13 protein-coding genes and 1 pseudogene are annotated in these 18,643 nt (G+C 73.2%); 6 read left to right on the top strand and 8 right to left on the bottom strand.

Going from position 1 to position 18,643, the window contains the following annotated elements; all coding sequences use genetic code 11:
- Positions 1 to 2: 2 nt before the first annotated feature.
- Entirely contained in the window at positions 3 to 614 is a 612-nt protein-coding gene (locus ACH4MY_RS26275; RefSeq protein WP_398006175.1) for a DUF998 domain-containing protein, read from the top strand.
- A 5-nt stretch (positions 615 to 619) separates the two neighbouring features.
- Here ACH4MY_RS26275 and ACH4MY_RS26280 read toward each other — a convergent pair whose 3' ends face one another.
- On the bottom strand, positions 620 to 1,696 hold the full coding sequence (locus ACH4MY_RS26280) for a PucR family transcriptional regulator (RefSeq protein ID WP_398006176.1): 1,077 nt from the start codon (positions 1,694 to 1,696) through the stop codon (positions 620 to 622).
- A 566-nt stretch (positions 1,697 to 2,262) separates the two neighbouring features.
- Here ACH4MY_RS26280 and ACH4MY_RS26285 point away from each other — a divergent pair.
- Positions 2,263 to 4,299 (top strand): flotillin family protein, encoded by a 2,037-nt coding sequence (locus ACH4MY_RS26285; RefSeq protein ID WP_398006177.1) that lies wholly within the window; start codon positions 2,263 to 2,265, stop codon positions 4,297 to 4,299.
- Positions 4,300 to 4,391: 92 nt separating this feature from the next.
- Positions 4,392 to 9,344, top strand: a complete 4,953-nt coding sequence (locus ACH4MY_RS26290) for a DNA repair ATPase (protein WP_398006178.1) — start codon at positions 4,392 to 4,394, stop codon at positions 9,342 to 9,344.
- 236 nt (positions 9,345 to 9,580) lie between these two features.
- On the opposite strand, the pseudogene ACH4MY_RS26295 reads toward ACH4MY_RS26290, so the two are convergent.
- Positions 9,581 to 9,970, bottom strand: a pseudogene (locus tag ACH4MY_RS26295) (sigma factor-like helix-turn-helix DNA-binding protein); the annotation flags it as partial.
- Between the two features lie 201 nt (positions 9,971 to 10,171).
- Here ACH4MY_RS26295 and ACH4MY_RS26300 point away from each other — a divergent pair.
- The 3 genes from ACH4MY_RS26300 (at position 10,172) to ACH4MY_RS26310 (ending at position 13,497) form a co-directional block, all read left to right on the top strand.
- Entirely contained in the window at positions 10,172 to 10,963 is a 792-nt protein-coding gene (locus tag ACH4MY_RS26300) for a DUF4239 domain-containing protein (RefSeq protein WP_398006179.1), read from the top strand.
- A gap of 160 nt (positions 10,964 to 11,123) precedes the next feature.
- Positions 11,124 to 12,632 carry a carboxylesterase/lipase family protein gene (locus tag ACH4MY_RS26305; RefSeq protein WP_398006310.1) on the top strand — a complete coding sequence of 503 codons (1,509 nt, stop codon included), beginning with the start codon at positions 11,124 to 11,126 and terminating at the stop codon, positions 12,630 to 12,632.
- Positions 12,633 to 12,822: 190 nt separating this feature from the next.
- A complete protein-coding gene (locus tag ACH4MY_RS26310; RefSeq protein ID WP_398006180.1) occupies positions 12,823 to 13,497 on the top strand; it encodes a DUF4232 domain-containing protein in 675 nt (224 codons plus the stop codon).
- Here the strand turns inward: ACH4MY_RS26310 and ACH4MY_RS26315 are convergent.
- The 6 genes from ACH4MY_RS26315 to ACH4MY_RS26340 form a co-directional block, all read right to left on the bottom strand.
- Positions 13,487 to 14,143: a GNAT family N-acetyltransferase gene (locus ACH4MY_RS26315; protein ID WP_398006181.1), complete on the bottom strand. Its 657-nt coding sequence runs from the start codon at positions 14,141 to 14,143 to the stop codon at positions 13,487 to 13,489. The two genes, ACH4MY_RS26310 and ACH4MY_RS26315, sit on opposite strands and share 11 nt — an antisense overlap.
- Before the next feature lie 114 nt (positions 14,144 to 14,257).
- Positions 14,258 to 15,232 carry an endo alpha-1,4 polygalactosaminidase gene (locus tag ACH4MY_RS26320; RefSeq protein WP_398006182.1) on the bottom strand — a complete coding sequence of 325 codons (975 nt, stop codon included), beginning with the start codon at positions 15,230 to 15,232 and terminating at the stop codon, positions 14,258 to 14,260.
- Entirely contained in the window at positions 15,229 to 15,891 is a 663-nt protein-coding gene (locus ACH4MY_RS26325) for a spherulation-specific family 4 protein (protein WP_398006183.1), read from the bottom strand. Before ACH4MY_RS26325 ends, ACH4MY_RS26320 begins: the two co-directional genes overlap by 4 nt.
- A complete protein-coding gene (locus tag ACH4MY_RS26330) occupies positions 15,888 to 16,871 on the bottom strand; it encodes an NAD-dependent epimerase/dehydratase family protein (protein WP_398006184.1) in 984 nt (327 codons plus the stop codon). The genes ACH4MY_RS26325 and ACH4MY_RS26330 overlap by 4 nt, the downstream gene beginning before the upstream one ends.
- A gap of 6 nt (positions 16,872 to 16,877) precedes the next feature.
- On the bottom strand, positions 16,878 to 17,591 hold the full coding sequence (locus ACH4MY_RS26335; RefSeq protein WP_398006185.1) for an NDP-sugar synthase: 714 nt from the start codon (positions 17,589 to 17,591) through the stop codon (positions 16,878 to 16,880).
- Positions 17,592 to 17,623: 32 nt separating this feature from the next.
- Entirely contained in the window at positions 17,624 to 18,625 is a 1,002-nt protein-coding gene (locus ACH4MY_RS26340; RefSeq protein ID WP_398006186.1) for a GDP-mannose 4,6-dehydratase, read from the bottom strand.
- Positions 18,626 to 18,643: the final 18 nt, after the last annotated feature.

The following is an 18,643-nucleotide window of genomic DNA, read 5'->3' on the forward strand; positions in this document are numbered from 1 at the left end:
CGATGCGATCCGTTCCCAGGTGGGCCCTGTTGTCCTCGGGGTGTGCTCCCGCCCTGTTGATCGGCGGCTGGACCGTCGCGGCGCTCCTCGAAGGGCCCGCCTACGATCCCGTCACGCAGACGATCAGCGTCCTCGCGGCCTACGGGGCCGCCGGGTCCTGGGTCATGACCGGAGCGTTCCTCGCCCTGGGCATCTGCCACCTGCTCACCGCCTGGGGGCTGCGGCCCGCCGCGCCCGCCGGGCGGGTGGCGCTCGCCGGCGGGGGAGCGGCGGCGCTGGTGGTGGCGGTGGTCCCGGTGCCGAGGAGCGGGGGGTCCCTGCACCACGGAGCGGTCACCGCGGTCGGCTTCGCCCTGCTCGCGGTGTGGCCGGTGCTGGCCGCCGAACGCGGTGGCGCCGTGCCGTGGGGGCTACGGTTCACGCCCTCCGTCCTCGTGACCCTGCTGATGGGCCTCGGCGCGCTCTGGTTCCTCGTCGAGGTGAACCGGCAGGGCTCCGCCGGGGTCGCCGGAGTCGTCGAACGGCTCGTGACGTGCGTCCAGTCCGCGTGGCCCCTGGTGGTCGTCGCCTCCTGCCTCCGCCAGGCCGACGGCGAGGGCGCGCCGACCCCGTGACCGGCTCACAGCGGCTGGTCGGGCCAGTCGAGCAGCCGGGCGCCGATCACGGCCGTCTGGAGGGTGTACCGCTGGACGGGGTCGGTGGGGTCCGCCCCGGTGAGGCGGTGGATGCGGGCGAGCCGGTACGTCATGGCGCGCACGCTCAGGCTCAGTCGACGTGCCGCCTGCGCGCCGACACAGCCGGTGTCGAAGTACGCGGTGAGGGTCTCCAGGAGGGGACCGGCGCCGCCGCGCGCCTCCTGGAGGGGGCCGAGGACGGTGCGTACGAGGTCGGCCATGGCCTGCCGGTCGCGGGTCAGGACGGGGTAGACGAGGAGGTCGGCGGCGTACAGGACCGGCTCGTCCAGGTTCATGCGGGCGGCGAGGTCGAGGGCGTTCAGCGCTTCCTCGTACGAGTGGACGACGCCGCCGGGGCCCGGGTGCGGCCGGCCGACGGCGACCTGGCCGCCGTCGGTCGCGGCGTACGCCTGCTTGGCGAAATGGGCGAGGACATCGGGTTCGTCGGCGGGTGCGACGCAGATCAGCCGGCCCTCCTTGGTGGTGAGCAGGATGCGGCGGTCGCCGAAGCGGGCGACGAGTGAGGACTCGACGGAACGGATGACCTCGAACCCGTCGCTGTACGGCTCCCTTCCCTGGGCCACCGCCACGGCGTGGGCGTGGGAGAGGAGCAGTCCGAAGCGTTCGGCCCGCTCGGCTATGCGGCCGAGGTCGCTGCGGCCGTGCAGCAGATCGTCGATGAACTCCCGCCGTGCCGCCTCCTGCTGACGCATCGCCAGATGCTGAGCCCGCTCGTGGCCTTCGGCGAAGGCGTCGACGGCCTGCTCGACGGCGCTCAGGAGATGCTCGGCGGCACCCCGGGGCAGACCGGGGTGGACCCGCTGAGCGGCCGAGAGATGGGCCCGGACGAGGGCGCGCAGCCCGATGCCGGCCTCGGCCGCCCGTTCCCCGCGGGACCGCAGTGCGTCCCGTTCCTCGCGGGTGAGCCTGCGGCCGGTCGCGCACACTTCCGTCAGGATCTCGGCGTATCCGTCCAGATGGTCGGCCGCCGTGTCCCGTTCCGCCGCGCCGCGATCCGTCACGGTTCCTCCCCGTTCTCCGGCACGTCCTGACGAGTTCCTGACGTGTGCCCACCCAGCGTGCCACGGCGTTCGCGGGTGCTCGGCACCGGCATCTGGAAAGCGTCAAGGACTGCCGGGTCACGGCAATGACCGGAACGGTGCCGATGATTCAGGATGGTGTGACGGCGGGGCGCGGGCACGGCCCCGATGCCGGGAGCCGGAAAGCACGCGGGGAGAGAGGGGGAGAGCCATGGGGGAGATTCCGATCCCCGTCCGGGGCCTTCACCCTGTCGGGCCCGCCGGACGAGCGCTCGCCGAGCCGGCCCCCGACGAACGGGTGCGGCGGGCCGAGCGGGGCCTGCCGACAGGGCCTGTGCGGCGGCGTCACGCGACTGTGCCGGCGTAGCCGGGCGACCGGCTCTTCCCGGCTCCCTCGCGAGACGACGCCTGTCTCCGAGGACCCTCTCCCTCGCTCCGCCTCCTCTCGCGCTGCCCCTCCGCGTGCCGCGTGAGCCCCGCTCTCCCCTTCCTGCTTCTTCCTTCCCCCCCTCCTCCATCGACTCCCTCCATCGACACGGGGTTCTCTCATGGATTTCCTGACCGTGGGCTTCGGCGTGTTCGCCGCCGTCGTCCTGATCATCGCCGTCGCTCTGCTCCTCGTGGTCAGCCGGTTGTTCCGAAAGGTGGAGCAGGGCAAGGCGCTGATCGTCTCCAAGATGCGGAAGGTCGACGTGACCTTCACCGGGCAGATCGTGCTGCCGGTCCTCCACAAGGCCGAGGTGATGGACATCTCGGTGAAGACCATCGAGATCTCCCGCACCGGGCGGGACGGGTTGATCTGCCAGGACAACATCCGTGCCGACATCCGGATCTCGTTCTTCGTCCGGGTCAACAAGACCGTCGACGACGTCATCAAGGTCGCCCAGGCCATCGGCACCGAGCGGGCGAGCGACAAGGCCACGCTGCAGGAGCTGTTCAACGCCAAGTTCTCCGAGGCGCTCAAGACGGTCGGCAAGCAGCTCGACTTCACCGACCTCTACACCAAGCGTGAGGAACTGCGCTACAGGATCATCGAGATCATCGGCATCGACCTCAACGGCTACAGCCTGGAGGACGCGGCGATCGACTACCTGGAGCAGACCCCGCTCACCCAGCTCGACCCCGGCAACATCCTCGACGCCCAGGGCATCCGCAAGATCACGGAACTCACCGCCGTCGAGAACGTCCGTACGAACGAGTTCCGCCAGCACGAGCAGAAGGAGATCACCCGGCAGAACGTCGACGCCCGTGAGGCCATCCTGGAGCTGGAGCGGCGCCAGGCCGACGCGGAGATCAAGCAGAAGCGGGAGATCGACACGGTACGGGCCCGCGAGGAGGCCGAGACGGCCCGGGTGGTGGAGGAGGAGCGGCTGCGGGCCCAGAGCGCGTTCCTCAGGACCGAGGAGCAGCTCGGTATCCAGCGTGAGAACCAGGCCCGCGAGGTCGCCGTCGCGCAGAAGAACCGCGAGCGGGTCATCGCCGTCGAGAACGAGCGGATCGAGAAGGACCGCCTCCTGGAGGTCATCGCCCGCGACCGGGAGACGGAACTGACCCGTATCTCCGCCGAGAAGGAAGTGGAGTCGGAGCGTCGGGACATCGCCGAGGTGATCCGCGAGCGGATCGCGGTGGACCGTACGGTGGCCGAGCAGGAGGAGTCCATCAAGCGGCTCCGCACGGTCGAGGAGGCCGAGCGCACCCGGCAGGCGATCGTGATCGCGGCCGAGGCGGAGGCCCAGGAGCGGCTGGTCAAGGACATCAAGGCGGCGGAGGCGGCCGAACAGGCCGCCGTGCACCGGGCCGCCGAGGAGCTCACCCTGGCCGAGGCCCGCAACAAGGCCGCCGACATGGACGCCCGCGCCAAGATCCGTCTCGCGGAGGGCGTCCAGGCGCAGGCGGCGGCCGAGGGGCTCGCGGCGGTGCAGGTCAGGGAGAAGGAGGCCGACGCCATCGAGAAGGCCGGCCGCGCGGAGGCCGGGGCCACCGAGGCACGGATGCGTGCCGAGGCCGTCGGCAACCGCGAGAAGGCCCTCGCCGAGGCGACGGCGATCGGCGAGAAGCTGAAGGCCGAGGCCGAGGGTCTGACCGAGAAGGCGGCGGCGATGGCCGCGCTCGACGAGGCCTCCCGCGCCCACGAGGAGTACCGGCTGCGGCTGGAGGCGGAGAAGGAGATCCGGCTCGCAGGCCTCGACGTGCAGCGGCAGGTCGCCGAGGCCCAGGCGACCGTCCTGGCCACCGGCCTGGAGCACGCCGACATCAACATCGTCGGCGGCGAGTCCGTCTTCCTCGACCGTCTCGTCCAGTCGATCGCCCTCGGCAAGTCCGTCGACGGCTTCATGGACCACTCACGGACCGCACAGGCACTCGCCGGCGACTGGCTGAACGGCGAGGGTTCCTTCACCGAGGACCTCACGAAGGTCCTGGGCTCACTGTCCAGCGCCGATGTGCAGAACCTCAGCGTCTCCGCGCTGCTGGCGAAGGTCATGAGCTCGGGCGTGCTCGACGCGGGACACGACGGCGTCGAAGCGGTCCGTACCGCCGCCGGCCCGGGCCACCCGGGCGTCCTCAACGGCGCCGCCAAGAACTGACCGCCACGGGGGAGCGGTCACCACGGGTCCGGTGCCGTGCGCGGTGAGCGCACGGCACCGGGCCCCCAACCACCACAGGGGAGCGGAACCGGATGAGCGCCGGAATCGACCAGGACACGTACGCCGTGCTGCGCGACCGGCTGGCCACGCAGGCCGCCGGGCTGGCCCGGCGCGCGGAGGCACTGAACCGGGCCCGCACGGCCGAGTTCGGCTCCGGCGAGCTCGACCTCACCGGCACCGGCCGGCTGCGCACCGAGCGCGGCGGAGTGCCCAGGGACGTCGTCGCCGTCGGTGCCGGGCGCGACGGCGTCCTGCTCCTCGGCTGTCACACCCCGCCCGCCCCGGGGAACGCCGAGAGGCCGGTCGCCGACGTCTTCACCCTGTACGACCGCGACCTCGCCCCGCTGGCCGAGGACGCCGTGCCCGGACTGCTCGACGACCCGGCGTTCGTACGGGAGTTCACGGCGCTGCACCGCTACTTCCGGGGTGCGCGCCTCGTGCGGCTGCGCCGGGTGGAAGGCCGCCTCCTCGCCGTCTTCCGGGTCGGCGAACAGGCCGACGACCTGCGGGTGCTGCGATGGTCGGTCGGTCCGTCCGGGGAGACGGCGTTCCTGGACGCCCGGGGAGAACGCGATCACGTCCTGCCCCCTTCGCACGAGGTCGACTGGATCGGGACGACCCGGGACGACCACGTGCCCGGGCGCAGCCCGCACATCTCGCTCGGCGGCCGTGTCCTCCTCTCCACGGCCGGCGGCACGCTGACGGTCAGGACGGAGAACGGCACCGAGACGGACGAGGGCGTCTACGCTGAGCCGGTCGACGAGCCCCTACAGTCCCTGGCCGACGCCGACGTCTCGTACGCCACCGTGGGGCGGCTGCTTCTGGCGCGCGTCCGCCCGTACAAGGAGGAGACGCACCGCCACCTCGTCGTCAACACCCTCACCGGGGCCGTGACCAGGCTGGACGGCATCGGACAGGCCTGCCTTCGGCTGCCCGGCGACGAGGGGATCGTGTTCCCCGGCGGCTACTGCCTCGCCTCGGGCACGGTGAAGACCTTCGACACCGTGCACTCCCCCGGCGCGGAGACGGACGGGCGGTCCGGGCCGGTGCGGGCGGGTGGGCCGGACGGCACGGTGCGGGCGGGCGGGCAGACAGGGCCGGACGGACCCGTCTTCGAACGGGTGGTCCGGTCGCCCAACGGCGAGGACCTCCTCTACGTCTTCCACGACCCGCGCGCAGGCCGCGCCCTCCTCCTGCCGTACAACCTCATCCGCAAGGAGATCGCGACCCCCGTCACCTGTGGCGGGTACGCACTCTTCGAGGACGGCACCATGCTCGTCCTGAGGGCGACGGCGGCCGAACCGGGCCGAGTTCACCCCGTGCAGATCTGGCGTACCCCCTACGTCGCCGACACCCACGCCCACCCCCGAAACGACGGGGCGGAAGGACCGCTGGCCCGCATCGGCAACGCCGATCTCGTCCGGGGCATCTCCGACTGTCTGTCGATCGCCCGGCAGGCCGCTGAGCCGAGCCCGGCCCGTGAGGTGTACCGGGCGCTCGTCACCGCCTGTGTCCGCGCGGGCGACGTCCACCACTGGCTGGGCTACCCCGAGACCGGGGACCTCCGCGCCCCCCTCGGCGAGGTGCGGGCGACCGCCGAGCAGGTCCTCGACGAGTTCGAGACCGTGACGGCCCTCACCCGCCGGGCGGCCGAGGCCGTGGAGGAGGCCGGCCAGCGGATCGGAAGGCTGGTCCGGCTCGTCCGCGGCGAGGCGCGCGCCACCGCCGGCGAGTGGATCGAGCGGATCACCGAACTCCGGGAAGAGCAAGGCCGGTTGATCACCCTCAAGGAGATGCGGTACGCCGACACAGAGGGCATCGACGCCCTCGCCCGAGAGGTCGAGGACGACATCACCTCGGCCGCCCGCCGGGCCGTCGCCCTCCTCCGCGGCGACGACGCGTTCACCGTCCACCACGCCGAGGTGGAGCGGATCGAGGCCGAGGCCGGAGCGCTGGCCACCGTCGCCGAGGCGGGCCCCGTCGGCGAGCGGCTCGACTCGCTCACCACCGGGCTGCGCACCCTGAGCGAGATCGTGGCCGGTCTCGACATCGGTGACGCGACCGTCCGCACCGCCGTCCTTGAGCGGATCGCCCGCGTCCTGGGCGCCGCCAACCGCGCCAGGGCCGTCCTCGGCGCCCGGCGCGCGGAACTCCTCGACGTGGAGGGCCGGGCCGAGTTCGCCGCCGAGTTCGCCCTGCTCCGCCAGGCCGTGACCGGAGCCCTGGCGGCGGCCGACACGCCCGAGCGCTGCGACGACCAGCTCGCCCGCCTGCTGCTCCAGCTGGAGAACCTGGAGTCACGCTTCGCCGAGCACGACGGATTCCTCGCCGACCTCGCCGAGCGGCGCACCGAGATCCACGACGCCTTCGCCGCACGCAGGCAGTCCCTCCAGGACGCCCGCGCCCGCCGTGCGGAACGCCTGGCCGACTCCGCGGCCCGGGTACTGGAGGCGATCGGCCGACGCGCCTCCGCCCTGGGCGGCCTCGACGAGGTGCACACGTACTTCGCGTCCGACCCCATGGTCGCCAGGGTCCGCCGCACCGGCGCTCAACTCCGTGAACTCGGCGACAGCGTCAGGGCGGAGGAGCTGGAGGGCCGGCTCGCCGCCGCCCGCCAGGAGGCCGGACGCGCGCTGCGGGACCGTACCGACCTGTACACCGACGGCGGTGACACCATCCGGCTCGGCCGGCACCTCTTCGCCGTCGACCGGCAGGCCACCGAGCTGACACTCGTCCCGTACGGCGACACCCTCGCGTTCGCCGTCACGGGGACGGACTACCGCGCCCCCGTCGACGACCCGGCGTTCGCCGCGACCCGGCCGTACTGGACCCGCACCCTCCCGTCCGAGTCCCCCGAGGTCTACCGCTCGGAGTATCTGGCCGCCCGCCTGCTCGCCGAGCACGGCGCCGACCAGCTGGCGGACGGGTCCCTGGCCGAGCTGGTACGCGAGGCGGCGTCGGCCGCCTACGACGAGGGGTACGAGCGAGGCGTCCACGACCACGACGCGGTGCTCATCCTGGAAGCCGTGCTCGGGCTGCGGGAGCACGCGGGGCCGCTCGGCCACCGGGCGCAGGCACGGGCGACGGCGCAGGTCTTCTGGGCGGGCGTCCCCACGGCCGGGGCCCGCGAGCAGTGGACCCGCCGGGCGGTCTCCCTGACCCGGGCCCGGGACCTCTTCGGAGCCGCCTCCTCCGTCGACGGGCTCCGGCGTGAGCTGGCCGCCGAGACGGGGGACGCGGCGGCCGCGGCGTATCTCGTCGAGGAACTCGCCTCCACACCAAGGGGGTTCGCCGTCTCCGAGGCCGCGCGCACCTTCCTGGAGAAGTTCCGCAGGGCAGTCGGCAGCTCGGCCTACGACGACGATCTCGCCGCGCTGACGGACCCCGCCGCCCGCCGGCAGCTCGTCGAAGGCTGGCTCGGCGCGTACGCCTCGGCCTGCGGCGAGCCGCTCGACGACGGCGTGCTCGTGGAGGCCGTGGCCGTCGAGCTCACCCCGGAGCTCGACCGGTACGAGGTGGGCGCCACCACCACGGCGACGGTCACCGGCCTCCTGGGCACCCATCCCCGGGTGCGGGGCGGCGCGCTGGAGCTGAACCTCGGTGAATTCCTCTCCAGGACCGGGGAGTTCGCCGCCGAGGACGTGCCCGCCTTCCGCGCCTATCAGCGGAGCCGGGCCGAACTCGTCGCGGCCGAGCGCGCCCGGCTGCGGCTCGACGAGTACCGGCCGCGGGTCATGTCCTCGTTCGTCCGCAACCGGCTCGTCGACGAGGTCTACCTCCCCCTGATCGGCGACAACCTCGCCCGACAGATCGGGGCCGCCGGTGACGCCCGGCGCACCGACTCCCACGGCCTGCTCCTGCTCCTCTCCCCGCCCGGGTACGGCAAGACGACCCTGATCGAGTACGTCGCCGACCGCCTCGGCCTCCTCCTCGTCAAGGTCGACGGCCCCGCCCTCGGCCGGGCCACGACCTCGCTCGACCCGGACGAGGCACCCGACGCCGCCGCACGCCGGGAACTGGAGAAGATCGCGTTCGCCCTGGCGGCGGCCGGCAACGTCCTGCTGTACGTGGACGACATCCAGCACTGCTCGCCCGAGCTCCTCCAGAAGTTCATCCCCCTCTGCGACGCCACCCGGACCCTCGGCGGCCACGACCTGCGGGGCAAGCGCTTCGCCGTCTGCATGGCCGGAAACCCCTACACGGAGTCGGGGGAGCGCTTCCAGGTCCCCGACATGCTCGCCAACCGCGCCGACGTCTGGAACCTCGGCGACGTGCTCGGCGGCAAGGAGGACGCCTTCGCCCTCAGCTTCGTCGAGAACGCCCTCACCTCCCACCCCGTCCTGGCCCCGCTCGCCGGCCGCGACCGCGCCGACCTGGAGTTGCTCACCCGACTGGCGGCGGACGACCCCACGGCACGCCGGGACCGACTCACCCATCCCTACGCCCCCGCCGAACTCGACCGCGTCCTCGCCGTCCTGCGCCATCTGCTGGCCGCCCGTGAGACCGTCCTCGCGGTCAACGCGGCCTACATCGCGTCCGCCGCCCGCGCCGACTCGGCACGCACCGAGCCGCCGTTCCGGCTCCAGGGCTCGTACCGGAACATGAACAAGATCACGGCCCGCCTGGCACCCGCGATGAACGACGCCGAACTCGCCGCCGTCATCGACGACCACTACACCGCCGAGGCCCAGACGCTCACCACCGAGGCCGAGGCCAACCTGCTCAAGCTCGCCCTGCTCCGGGGCACGCCGACCTCGGCACAGGCCGAGCGCTGGGCGGAGATCACCGCGGCCCACACCCGCACGAGGATGCTCGGCGGCTCCGACGACGACCCGCTGACGCGGGCGGTCGCTGCCCTGGGACTGCTCGCCGACCGCATCACGGCCGTCGAGACGGCGATCACCCGGGCGGCCGACCCGCGCCGGCTGCTCGCCCGGCCCACCGCGGGACCCACCGCTCGCGATGCCGCGCCCCCGCCCGAGTGAGGGGGTGTCACCGGTGGCCGCCGCCGTGCGGGTGTCCCATGTCGTGGGACTCCGTCGGCCGGACATCCGTCGCGGGAACACCGGTGGGGGTCGAGGCCGGGGCGGGGTCCGGGCGGGCACCGGGGCGGTGTCCGCGTACGCGACGAGGACGGTCGGGGTTCGACGGTATGGACAGGACGGGGTGGGCCCGCGATGCGCAGCGGGCCCACCACCGTCTGTACCGACGAGGCCGGAGGTCAGGCGAGGGCGGGTGCCCGTGTGAACCTCTTCCGCGCCGCAGGGCCTTCGTCGGGTGCGGGCGCCGGCCGGGGAACCTCCTCGCCGCGCAGCAGGCCGACCAGCGAGGCGCGGGCCCGTGCGACGCGTGAACGGACCGTGCCGATGGGACAGCCGATGGTCTCGGCGGCCTCGGCGTAGGGCAGGCCCAGGAGTTGGGTGAGGACGAAGGCGTCCCTCCGCTCGGCCGGGAGGGCGGCCAGGAGTTCGGCGAGGGCGATGCCGTCCTCGAAGCCGGGGAGGCTCCGGGGCTGGGTGTGCTCCGCCTCCCGCTGCCAGTCGTCGCGGTCGGAGAGCCGGGGCCGGGCGGCCGCGTGCCGGAGGCTGTCGACCCTTCGCCGCTGCCGTACCGGTGCGGTGGAGGAGTCGGACGGGAGTCCCACCGGGTTCCCGCGACTCGGCGGGCGCCCCCGGGGCCGTGGGGGAGCGCGGCTCGCGTCGGACGGTGCCGTCGTCCGCTCACTCGATGGTGTGGACTCCTGGGCGATCACCTGTCGAATCGCCGCTCGGCGGCGCTGCGCACGTTCGTGACGTACCTAGACTTCCGGCACATGTCGCTCTGGCTGCTCAATCACTTCAGCACCTTCACCCTGGCCGTGGTCGCCGTCGGCGGGACCGTCGCCCTGGCCGTCACCGGCAGTGTGATCGCCCGCCGCCGATACCCCTCGCTGGCCGACGGCGAGCACAACGACATGGTCGGGGTGACCCTGGGGATGTTCGGCGCGATCTACGGGATCATCCTCGCCTTCGTGATCGTCACGCTCTGGACGCAGCTGGAGAGCACCCAGACCGTCGTGGCGACCGAGGCCACCGACGTCGCGCTCATCGCCCGTGACGCCGCCGCCTTTCCGCCCCCGGTCCGCGCCCGTCTCGACGCCGCACTGGGCGACTACGTCCACTCGGTGGTGGAGACCCAGTGGCCCCGCATGCGCGCGGGAGAGCCGAGCTACGGGGCCACCGCCACCAAGCTCCAGTCCGCCTACGACGTGCTCCAGGACTACGAACCGAGGACCGCCCGCGAGGAGGTCTTCTACGAGGAGGCCGTCACCCATCTCAACGACGTCGCCGCCCAGCGGCGGGCCCGCCTGACCATGGCGGAGCAGCAACTGCCGCCGCTGCTCCAGGTCCTGGCGTTCGGCGGCGCGCTCGTCCTGATCCCGCTCACCTTTCTGTACGGCATGCGCAGGCTACGGATCCAGCTGTTGTTCGTCGCCTCGGTGGCTGCCCTGATCGGGTTCAGCCTGCTCCTGGTCTTCGTCCTCGACCGTCCCTTCGCGGGCGAACTCAGCGTGAGCCCGGCACCGTTCACGGAGGGGGCGCTCGCACCGTACTGGGAGGGGTGAGCCGGCCGGCGGTCCTGAGGCGACCACACGATTGACATCACGGGTGTGTCAATCGTCATGATCTCGGTGTTGGCCCTCGGGCGCCGAGTGATGCGAACGTGACGTCATGGACGTGGAAGCGCGTGTGGACGCGGACGCACAGGTGGACGGGGATGCGGACGTGGACGACTTCAGGACGACGAGCGGGGTGTGCCGAGGCTTCCGGGCCTCCGCCGATGTCGTCGCCGTCCTCGGCATCCCCTACGCCGCCCCGCCGTTCGGCGCCGGCCGGTTCCGCGCACCCCTCCCCGTACCGGCGTGGACCGGAGTACGGGACTGCACGGAGTTCGGGCCGGTCGCCCCGCAGTCGGCGGAACTGCCCGGAGCGCCCGTGTGGTCCCCCGGCGACGAGGACATCCTCACCGTCAACGTGTGGACCCCGGTACCCGGCGGCGGCGGTTGCCTGCCCGTCCTGGTCTGGATCCACGGCGGTGCCTACGCCTTCGGATCCTCGGCCCAGCCCGACTTCGACGGCACCGTCCTCGCCCGCGCCGGTCTGGTCGTGGTCACCCTCAACTACCGGCTCGGGTTCGAGGGCTTCGGCCACGTCCCGGGCGGCTGGGCGGCCGGCCACCCGGACAACCGAGGTCTGCTGGACCAGGTCGCGGCCCTGCGATGGGTCCGCGAGAACATCGCCTCCTTCGGCGGCGATCCCGACAACGTCACCGTCGCCGGCCAGTCCTCCGGGGCCGCATCGGTCGCCTGCCTGATGGTGATGGACCGCGCCCGCGGTCTGTTCCACCGGGCCGTCGCCCACAGCCCCGCCAGCCCCGCCCTCCCGCTCGGCCTCGCCGCGGCGACCACCCGTGAGGTCGCCGCCGCGGCCGGCTGCCCCGCCACCCCCGGGGGCCTGACCGCCATGACTCCGCAGGCCCTGGGCGTCGCGTCCGACCGGGTGGTCGACGCCTACCGGCGGGATCCCGCCTCCGGATCCCGCCACTACGACCCGTCGCTCTACGCCCCGGTCCTCGACGGCGACGTCCTGCCCACCGACCCCCTCACGGCGATGGCCGCGGGCGCTTCCCGGGGAGTGGACCTGCTCGTCTGCCACACCACGGAGGAGTACCGGCTGCTCGACGCCGTCGGCAGCAGCGCCAAGGTCACCACCGAGGAGCAACTCGACCTCTTCGCCGCCGACTTCGGCCTGCCCGAAGGTCTGCTGGCGGGCTATCGCACCGCGATGCCGCAGGCCCCGGTCCTCGACGTCTACCTCGCCGTCTTCGGCGATCTGCTGTTCGGCGAGTACGCCCACCGGCTCGCCGAACAGCACACCCGGGGCGGCGGCCGGGCCCACCTGTCGCGGTTCGACCGTCGGCGCCCCGGCCCGGACGGGGCCGTACGGGCCTGGCACTGCGCGGACGTCCCCTTCGCCTTCGGCAATGTGGACGACGACTCCGCGGCCTTCCTCATCGGCGGCGCACCCACCCCCGCGGACCACGACCTGTCACGCCGCATGGTCCGCGCCTGGGCCGATTTCGCCACCACCGGAGACCCGGGCTGGTCCCCGGTCACCGACTCCGACGCCCACACCAGGACATGGAGCACCGACGACACCCCGCCCGCGGCCGGCCTTCCCGTCGTTCCCCGTGCGCTGTGGGCCGCCGCCGCATTCCCGCTCCTGCGCCCGTGAACGGGTGACCACGCGGTGCCGCCCGGTCCCTCCGTCGGCCCGGCGCGGCGCCGGGCACGCTGTGACGCGCGGATGACCGTGGTGATTTCGGCAAGACACCGTCACCAAGCTGTGAAGTTTCCCCGGGACGCTGGAACTCCACTCAGCTCGGCGCCGCACAGGTCGCGCTTCACCATCGGGGGACACCATCATGAGCACCGTTCGCAGAGCAGCCGCCGTTCTCGTCGCCGTGTCCGCGCTCGCGCTGACCGCCTGTGGTCCCGGCGAGGACGGGGCCGCGGGTGGCCCCGAGGCGCCGCCGACGGCCCCGTCGAAGTCCGCCACGCCCGCGCCCCCGGCGAAGTCCACGCCCCCGGCGAAGACCCCGCCTCCCACGAAGCCGGCGAAGCCCTCGGCGACTCCCGGCACGGGGGCGTCCGGTGGCGGCGGCGCGTCGACCGACCCGGACTACGACGTGTTCCCGTGCAGCACCTACGACGTGACGTTCACCGCGACCCTGGCGGAGCCCACGACCAGCAGCTACCTGCTGAAGATCACCAACAAGGGCAGCAAGCCGTGCAAGGCGCTGGGGCACCCGATCGTCACCTTCGGCGACCTCGACGGGCACGCCACCGAGCGGGGCGCGGCCCCCGGCATCGAGGACGCGATCCGGCTCGCGCCGGGTCAGTCGGCCTACGCCGGACTGATGGGCGGCATCAAGGACGGCACGGGCGCGACCGTGAACTCGATCGCGATGACCATGAACACCGAGTCCGACCTGGAGCAGAAGCCGCTCAAGGCCTCGACCCCCGGCCTGTACGTGGCGTCCGGCAAGAACTCGGTGACCGCGTGGATGACGAACGCGGAGGACGCGCTCAGCCTGTAGACGGAGGCGGCGGCTCCGCTGCCGCCGCCCCACCCGCCGTCGTCGGACCCGCTGTCGCCCGGTCCTCCGTCGCCCGCTCCGGCGGCGTCCGGTCCGCCGTCGCCCGGTCCGCCGTCGGCCGGTCGATCCGGTAGACGTAGTGGAGACGGTCGTCGATCGGGTTGTCCGGCTCCAGCTCGCCCTCGGCGACCCGCACCAGGCCCGCCTTCTCCAGTGCCCGCCACGACGCCCGGTTGGCGGCCACCACCGGGACGAGGACCGACGAGGCGCGCGGGTGGTCGACCCAGGTGCGGTCGATCATGGCGCGGATCACGCGAGGCCCGACGCCCCGGCCGGTGAACGCCGGGTCGCCGATCAGATAGTCGACCGTCGCCGCGCCCTCGGGGACGTCCGTCACCCCGGCCAGCTCCTCCAGATACTCCGGATAGTCGTCCCACAGGCAGCGCTGGACGAGCCCCAGGGGCACGCCGTCCAGCAGGGCGATCCAGTCCTCCGCGGGCTCCTCGCCACGGGCGACCGGGCCGAAGTCGCGGGCCACGGCCGCCGCGTCCGTCTCGTGGTTCCACCAGCGGGCGACATGCGGCCGGGACAGCCACCGCCGGAGCAGCGGGAAGTCGTCCTCGGTGACCCGACGCCAGGTGATCATGAATGCTCCTCGGGCCGCGCACGGGTGCCGGGCCGGGCCGGTACCGGTGGACGGCGTCGGCGGAAGGATGCCCATCAGCGTACGCCCGTACCCGCGACGCCTCCCCGTCCGACGTCAGCAGGGTCTGCGCCAGACGTCCAGCTCCAGGTTCTTCTTCATCGACGACAGCCGCAGGGCGCGGGCCTGGGGGCAGAAACCGGCCGTGGGCTCCGTGTACTCCACGTGGAACACCGCCTTCCCCGCGGCGACGAAGGGGGTCAGCAGCGCGCACTCGTCGAATTCCGCGCACTCCTCGTTGACCGCGAAGTCGAAGTGGCCGACGAGTCGGGGGATCTGGGCCAGGTCGTTCTTGAGGCCCACGGCGAGACCGCGCTCGTGGGCGATGGCCGCGATCATGCGGTTGTACCGGAGCTGGTCGTCCGGTGTGAGCGGAAAGCCGGTGTCGTTGGCGTACCCCTCCATGAGGTCCGGTTCCACGGCGTCGAACCCCTTGTCACGGCACATGTCGAACCGCCGTTCCATGAGGGGGCGCAGGACGGCGACACGGCGGATGTCCAGCCAGCGTTCGCCGTGCCAGCCGTTGGGCTCGCCCAGGACGGAGCGGGGGAAGTCGTCCCGGTCGGGACGGAAGTCCTCCCAGGCGCCGACGTTGATGTAGCAGATCACCTTGCGGCCGTCCCGGTGCAGCCGGGCCACCGCGGCGGCGCTGTTCTCGAAGCCGTCGATGTCGTACACGGGGACGTCGACGGACGGATCGACCTTGCCGTCGAGCTGCCACTGCCAGGCCAGACCGGGGCGCGGCTGCCACCGGGTGCGGGGCGCGGGACGGCTCGTGGATCCGCCGGTGGGCCGGCCGGTCGTCGGCCCGCCGGTGGGACGGGTCGGGGATCCGGTGGTGGGCCCGGTCGTGGCTCCCTTCGGGGGGCCGGAGGGGGGATCGGCCGCCGGCCCGGTCGTGGGGCCCGTCGTGCGCCCGGTGGGCCGGCCGGCCGCCTGGCCGTCGCCCGGCCCGTCGGGGACGCCCGAGCAGGCGGCGAGCACGGCGAGCAGGAGCAGTACGGCCGCGGGGGCCGCCCGGAATCGCCTCACCGGTCCACCTCCACCAGTGCCGGGGTCAGCCCCGCCCAGGGGTTGGGCGGCTCTCCCGTCACCGGTCCGCAGACCCCCGCGCCCCGCTCCCTTGCGGTGCGCACGGCGAGCGGGACGAGCGGGCCGGGCACCCCGTACACGAGGTGGCAGATCCGTTCGGGTGCCAGCCGCGCCGTCCACGAGGGGCGGGTGAACGCCGAGACGTACGTGGACCAGTGGCCCTCGAAGGTGACCGTCAGGTCGGCGAGTCGCGCGTAACCGGGGTCGGGATGGACACCCGGGTTGAGGACCACGGGCGACACCCCCGCCCTGCGGAGCGAACGCACCAGACGCCTGCAGTCCGCCAGGCCGTCCCGCCCCGCGGTCGTCCGGTCGAGGAAGCAGCCGTCCACCCCGTACCACTCCTGGTGCCGGAGCGCCTCCGCGGTGATCCGGTCCGCGTCGCGCATGCCGTAGTCGGTGTCCACGTAGCCGAGCAGCCGGGCCCCCGCCGACCGCAGGGCGCGGGCGGCGGAGGCGAACGCCGGATCCGGTGCGTCGCCCGGGCCGCTCGCCGGGTTGAGCACGACGGCGTACGTACGCGTGGCACGGGCGATCAGCCGGTGCCACGCGTCCGGATCCTCCGCCGGATGGACGTACAGGGGGATCAGCAGGCTCACGGTGCCGCCACCCCGTCGGGTGCGCGCCGGTGGGACCGCGCCGCCCACAGCGCGGCGAGCGACGCGTCGAGGGAGTGGACCGGCCGCCAGCCGAGGGAGAGCCGGGCCGCGGTGATGTCGGAGCACTGCCACGACACCTGCGCGGACCGCGCCGATCCGCCGCCGTCCGCCTCGACGATCCGGCCGCGGAACCCGGCGACGTCGGCGAGCCCGCGCACCAGCTCCCGCACCGGCAGGGCCTCGCCGCCGCCGACGTTGAGGACGGGCGGCAGCGGCCCCGCCGCGACGGCCGCCAGCTCCACCGCCCGTGCCACGTCCCGCGCGTCCACGAAGTCGCGGTACGCGGACAGGTCACCGAGCCGCAGCTCGGCCTGCGCTCCGGACCCTTCGCCGGACCCGGAATCGGCCCCGCCCTCGCCCCCGCCCTCGAACGCGGACCGCGCCCCGGCCTCGGCGAGCAGCGCGGTGACCCGGCCGGGCAATCCAGTGGGCGGCGCCCCGGCGCCCACTGGATTGCCCACCCTCAGGACCACCGCGTCCAGTCCCGACGCCGTCACCGCCATCGTGCCCGCCAGCTTGGTCGCGCCGTACAGTCCGGCCGGTCCCGGCGTCTCCGACTCCGTCACCCGACGGCCGGGGGTGCCGGGGCCGTACTCCGCGGCCGAGCCCAGGTGGACCAGCCGCGCCGAGGGCGCCGCCTCGCGGAGGGCCGCGCACAGCACGGCCGGCCCGCGCGCGTTCACCTCCGTGAGCGTGACGGCGTCACCGCCGGTCGCGCCCGCGCAGTTGACGACGGCGTCGGGCGCGGCCGCCACCAGCGCCCGGGCCAGCCCGTACGGACTGTCGGACGCGAGGTCGACGGTGACGTCGGCCGCCGGGGAACGGCCGCCGACGAGCACACGCGTGCCCGGCAGCGCGCGCAGCCGTTCGGTCACGTGGCCGCCCAAATAGCCGCCGGCGCCGAGGACGAGGATCCGCATCGGTGCTCAGGCTCCTTTGAGCAGAAGGGACTTGCGGCTGGTGAACTCCGCGTTGGCCCGGTCGTAGTCGTCGGGGCGGCCGATGTCCAGCCAGTAGCCGTCGAACTCGTAGGCGTACGGGGGTGTTTCGGCGGCGAGCAGGTCGAGCACCAGCTCGTCGAAGCCGAGCGGAAGACCAGGGGTGTAGGCGTCGAGCGTGCTGCGCGAGACGCCGTAGACCCCCATGGACACCCGGTAGTCGATGCTGGGCTTCTCGGTGAAGGCGACCACCCGGCTGGCGTCGGTGGTCAGCACCCCGAAGTCGATGTGCACCTTGCGGGCGTACGTGGCGATGGTCAGGGGCGCGGCCGAGAGCTCGTGCCGGCGCAGGACGTCGGCGTAGTCGAGGTCGGTGAGCACGTCACCGTTCATCACCAGGAAGTGCTCCGGCAGCCGCTCGCGCAGATTGAGCAGCGGGCCCATGGTGCCGAGCGGGCTCTCCTCGGTGGCGTAGTCGATGCTCATGCCCCACTGCGATCCGTCGCCGACGTAGGCGCGGATGATCTCGCCGAGGTGGCCGATGGCGAGGGTGCAGTGGGTGAAGCCGGACTGGGACAGCTGGCGCAGCACGATTTCCAGGATGGCGTGCTCGTCGCCGATCGGGACAAGCGGTTTGGGCAGCGCGGTGGTGTACGGCCGCAGCCGGACGCCCTTTCCACCGGCCAGGATCACAGCGTGCATGGCATACCTCCTGTGGGGACGTGCCGGACGGGTCAGATGTTGTAGATGCCGGTCTTGTACCGGGCCAGGTGGGCGGGGTCGACGAACCACTCGGCGGTTCGCGCGAGGCCCTCCTCCAGGGAGCGGCCCGGCCGCCAGCCCGTGGCCGCGGTCAGCCGGGACGCGTCGGCGACGAGCCGCATCACCTCGGAGTTGGCGGGGCGCAGGCGCTCGGCGTCCTCTCGGACGTCGAGCGGGGCGTCCATGACCTTGCCGATGAGGGCCACCAGATCGCCGACGGAGATCTCCCCGCCGGTCCCCGCGTTGAAGGTGCGGCCGACGACGTGCTCGGCCGCCGTCGTGCCCACCGCGAGGAACGCCCGCGCGGTGTCCTCGACGAACGTGAAGTCCCGGGTGGGGCGCAGATCGCCGAGGGTGAGGGTGCGCTCCCCGGCCGCCACCTGGCCGATGACCGTGGGGATGACGGCCCGCATCGACTGGCGGGGGCCGAAGGTGTTGAAGGGGCGCAGGGTCACCACGGGGGTGCCGAAGCTGGCGTGGTAGCTGTCGGCGAGCCGGTCGCCGCCCGCCTTCGAAGCGGCGTACGGGGACTGGGTGTTGATGGGGTGGTCCTCGGTGATGGGCACGGTGAGCGCGGTGCCGTACGTCTCGCTCGTCGAGGTGTGCACCAGCCGGGGCGTTCCCAGCGCGCGCACCGCTTCGAGGACGTTGAGGGTGCCGGTGACGTTGGTGTCCACGTAACTGTGCGGCGCCTGGTAGGAGTACGGGATCGCGATGAGCGCGGCCAGATGGTAGGCGCAGTCGGCTCCTTCCAGCAGAGCGCGCACGGAGCCGGGGTCGCGGACGTCGCCGAGCACGATCTCCACGTGGTCCAGGACATCGGGGGACAGGGTCTCCAGCCAGCCGTAGGAGGAGAACGAGTTGTACTGGGCCATGGCCCTGACCCGGTAGCCGGAGGCCACGAGCAGCTCGGTGAGGTGCGAGCCGATGAATCCTTCGGCTCCGGTGACGGCGGCGAGCGGTGCGGAGGTCAACTCTCTGGTTCCTTTCGT

Origin of the sequence: Streptomyces sp. NPDC017246 (genome assembly GCF_044331325.1) — a bacterium.
GTDB lineage: Bacteria > Actinomycetota > Actinomycetes > Streptomycetales > Streptomycetaceae > Streptomyces.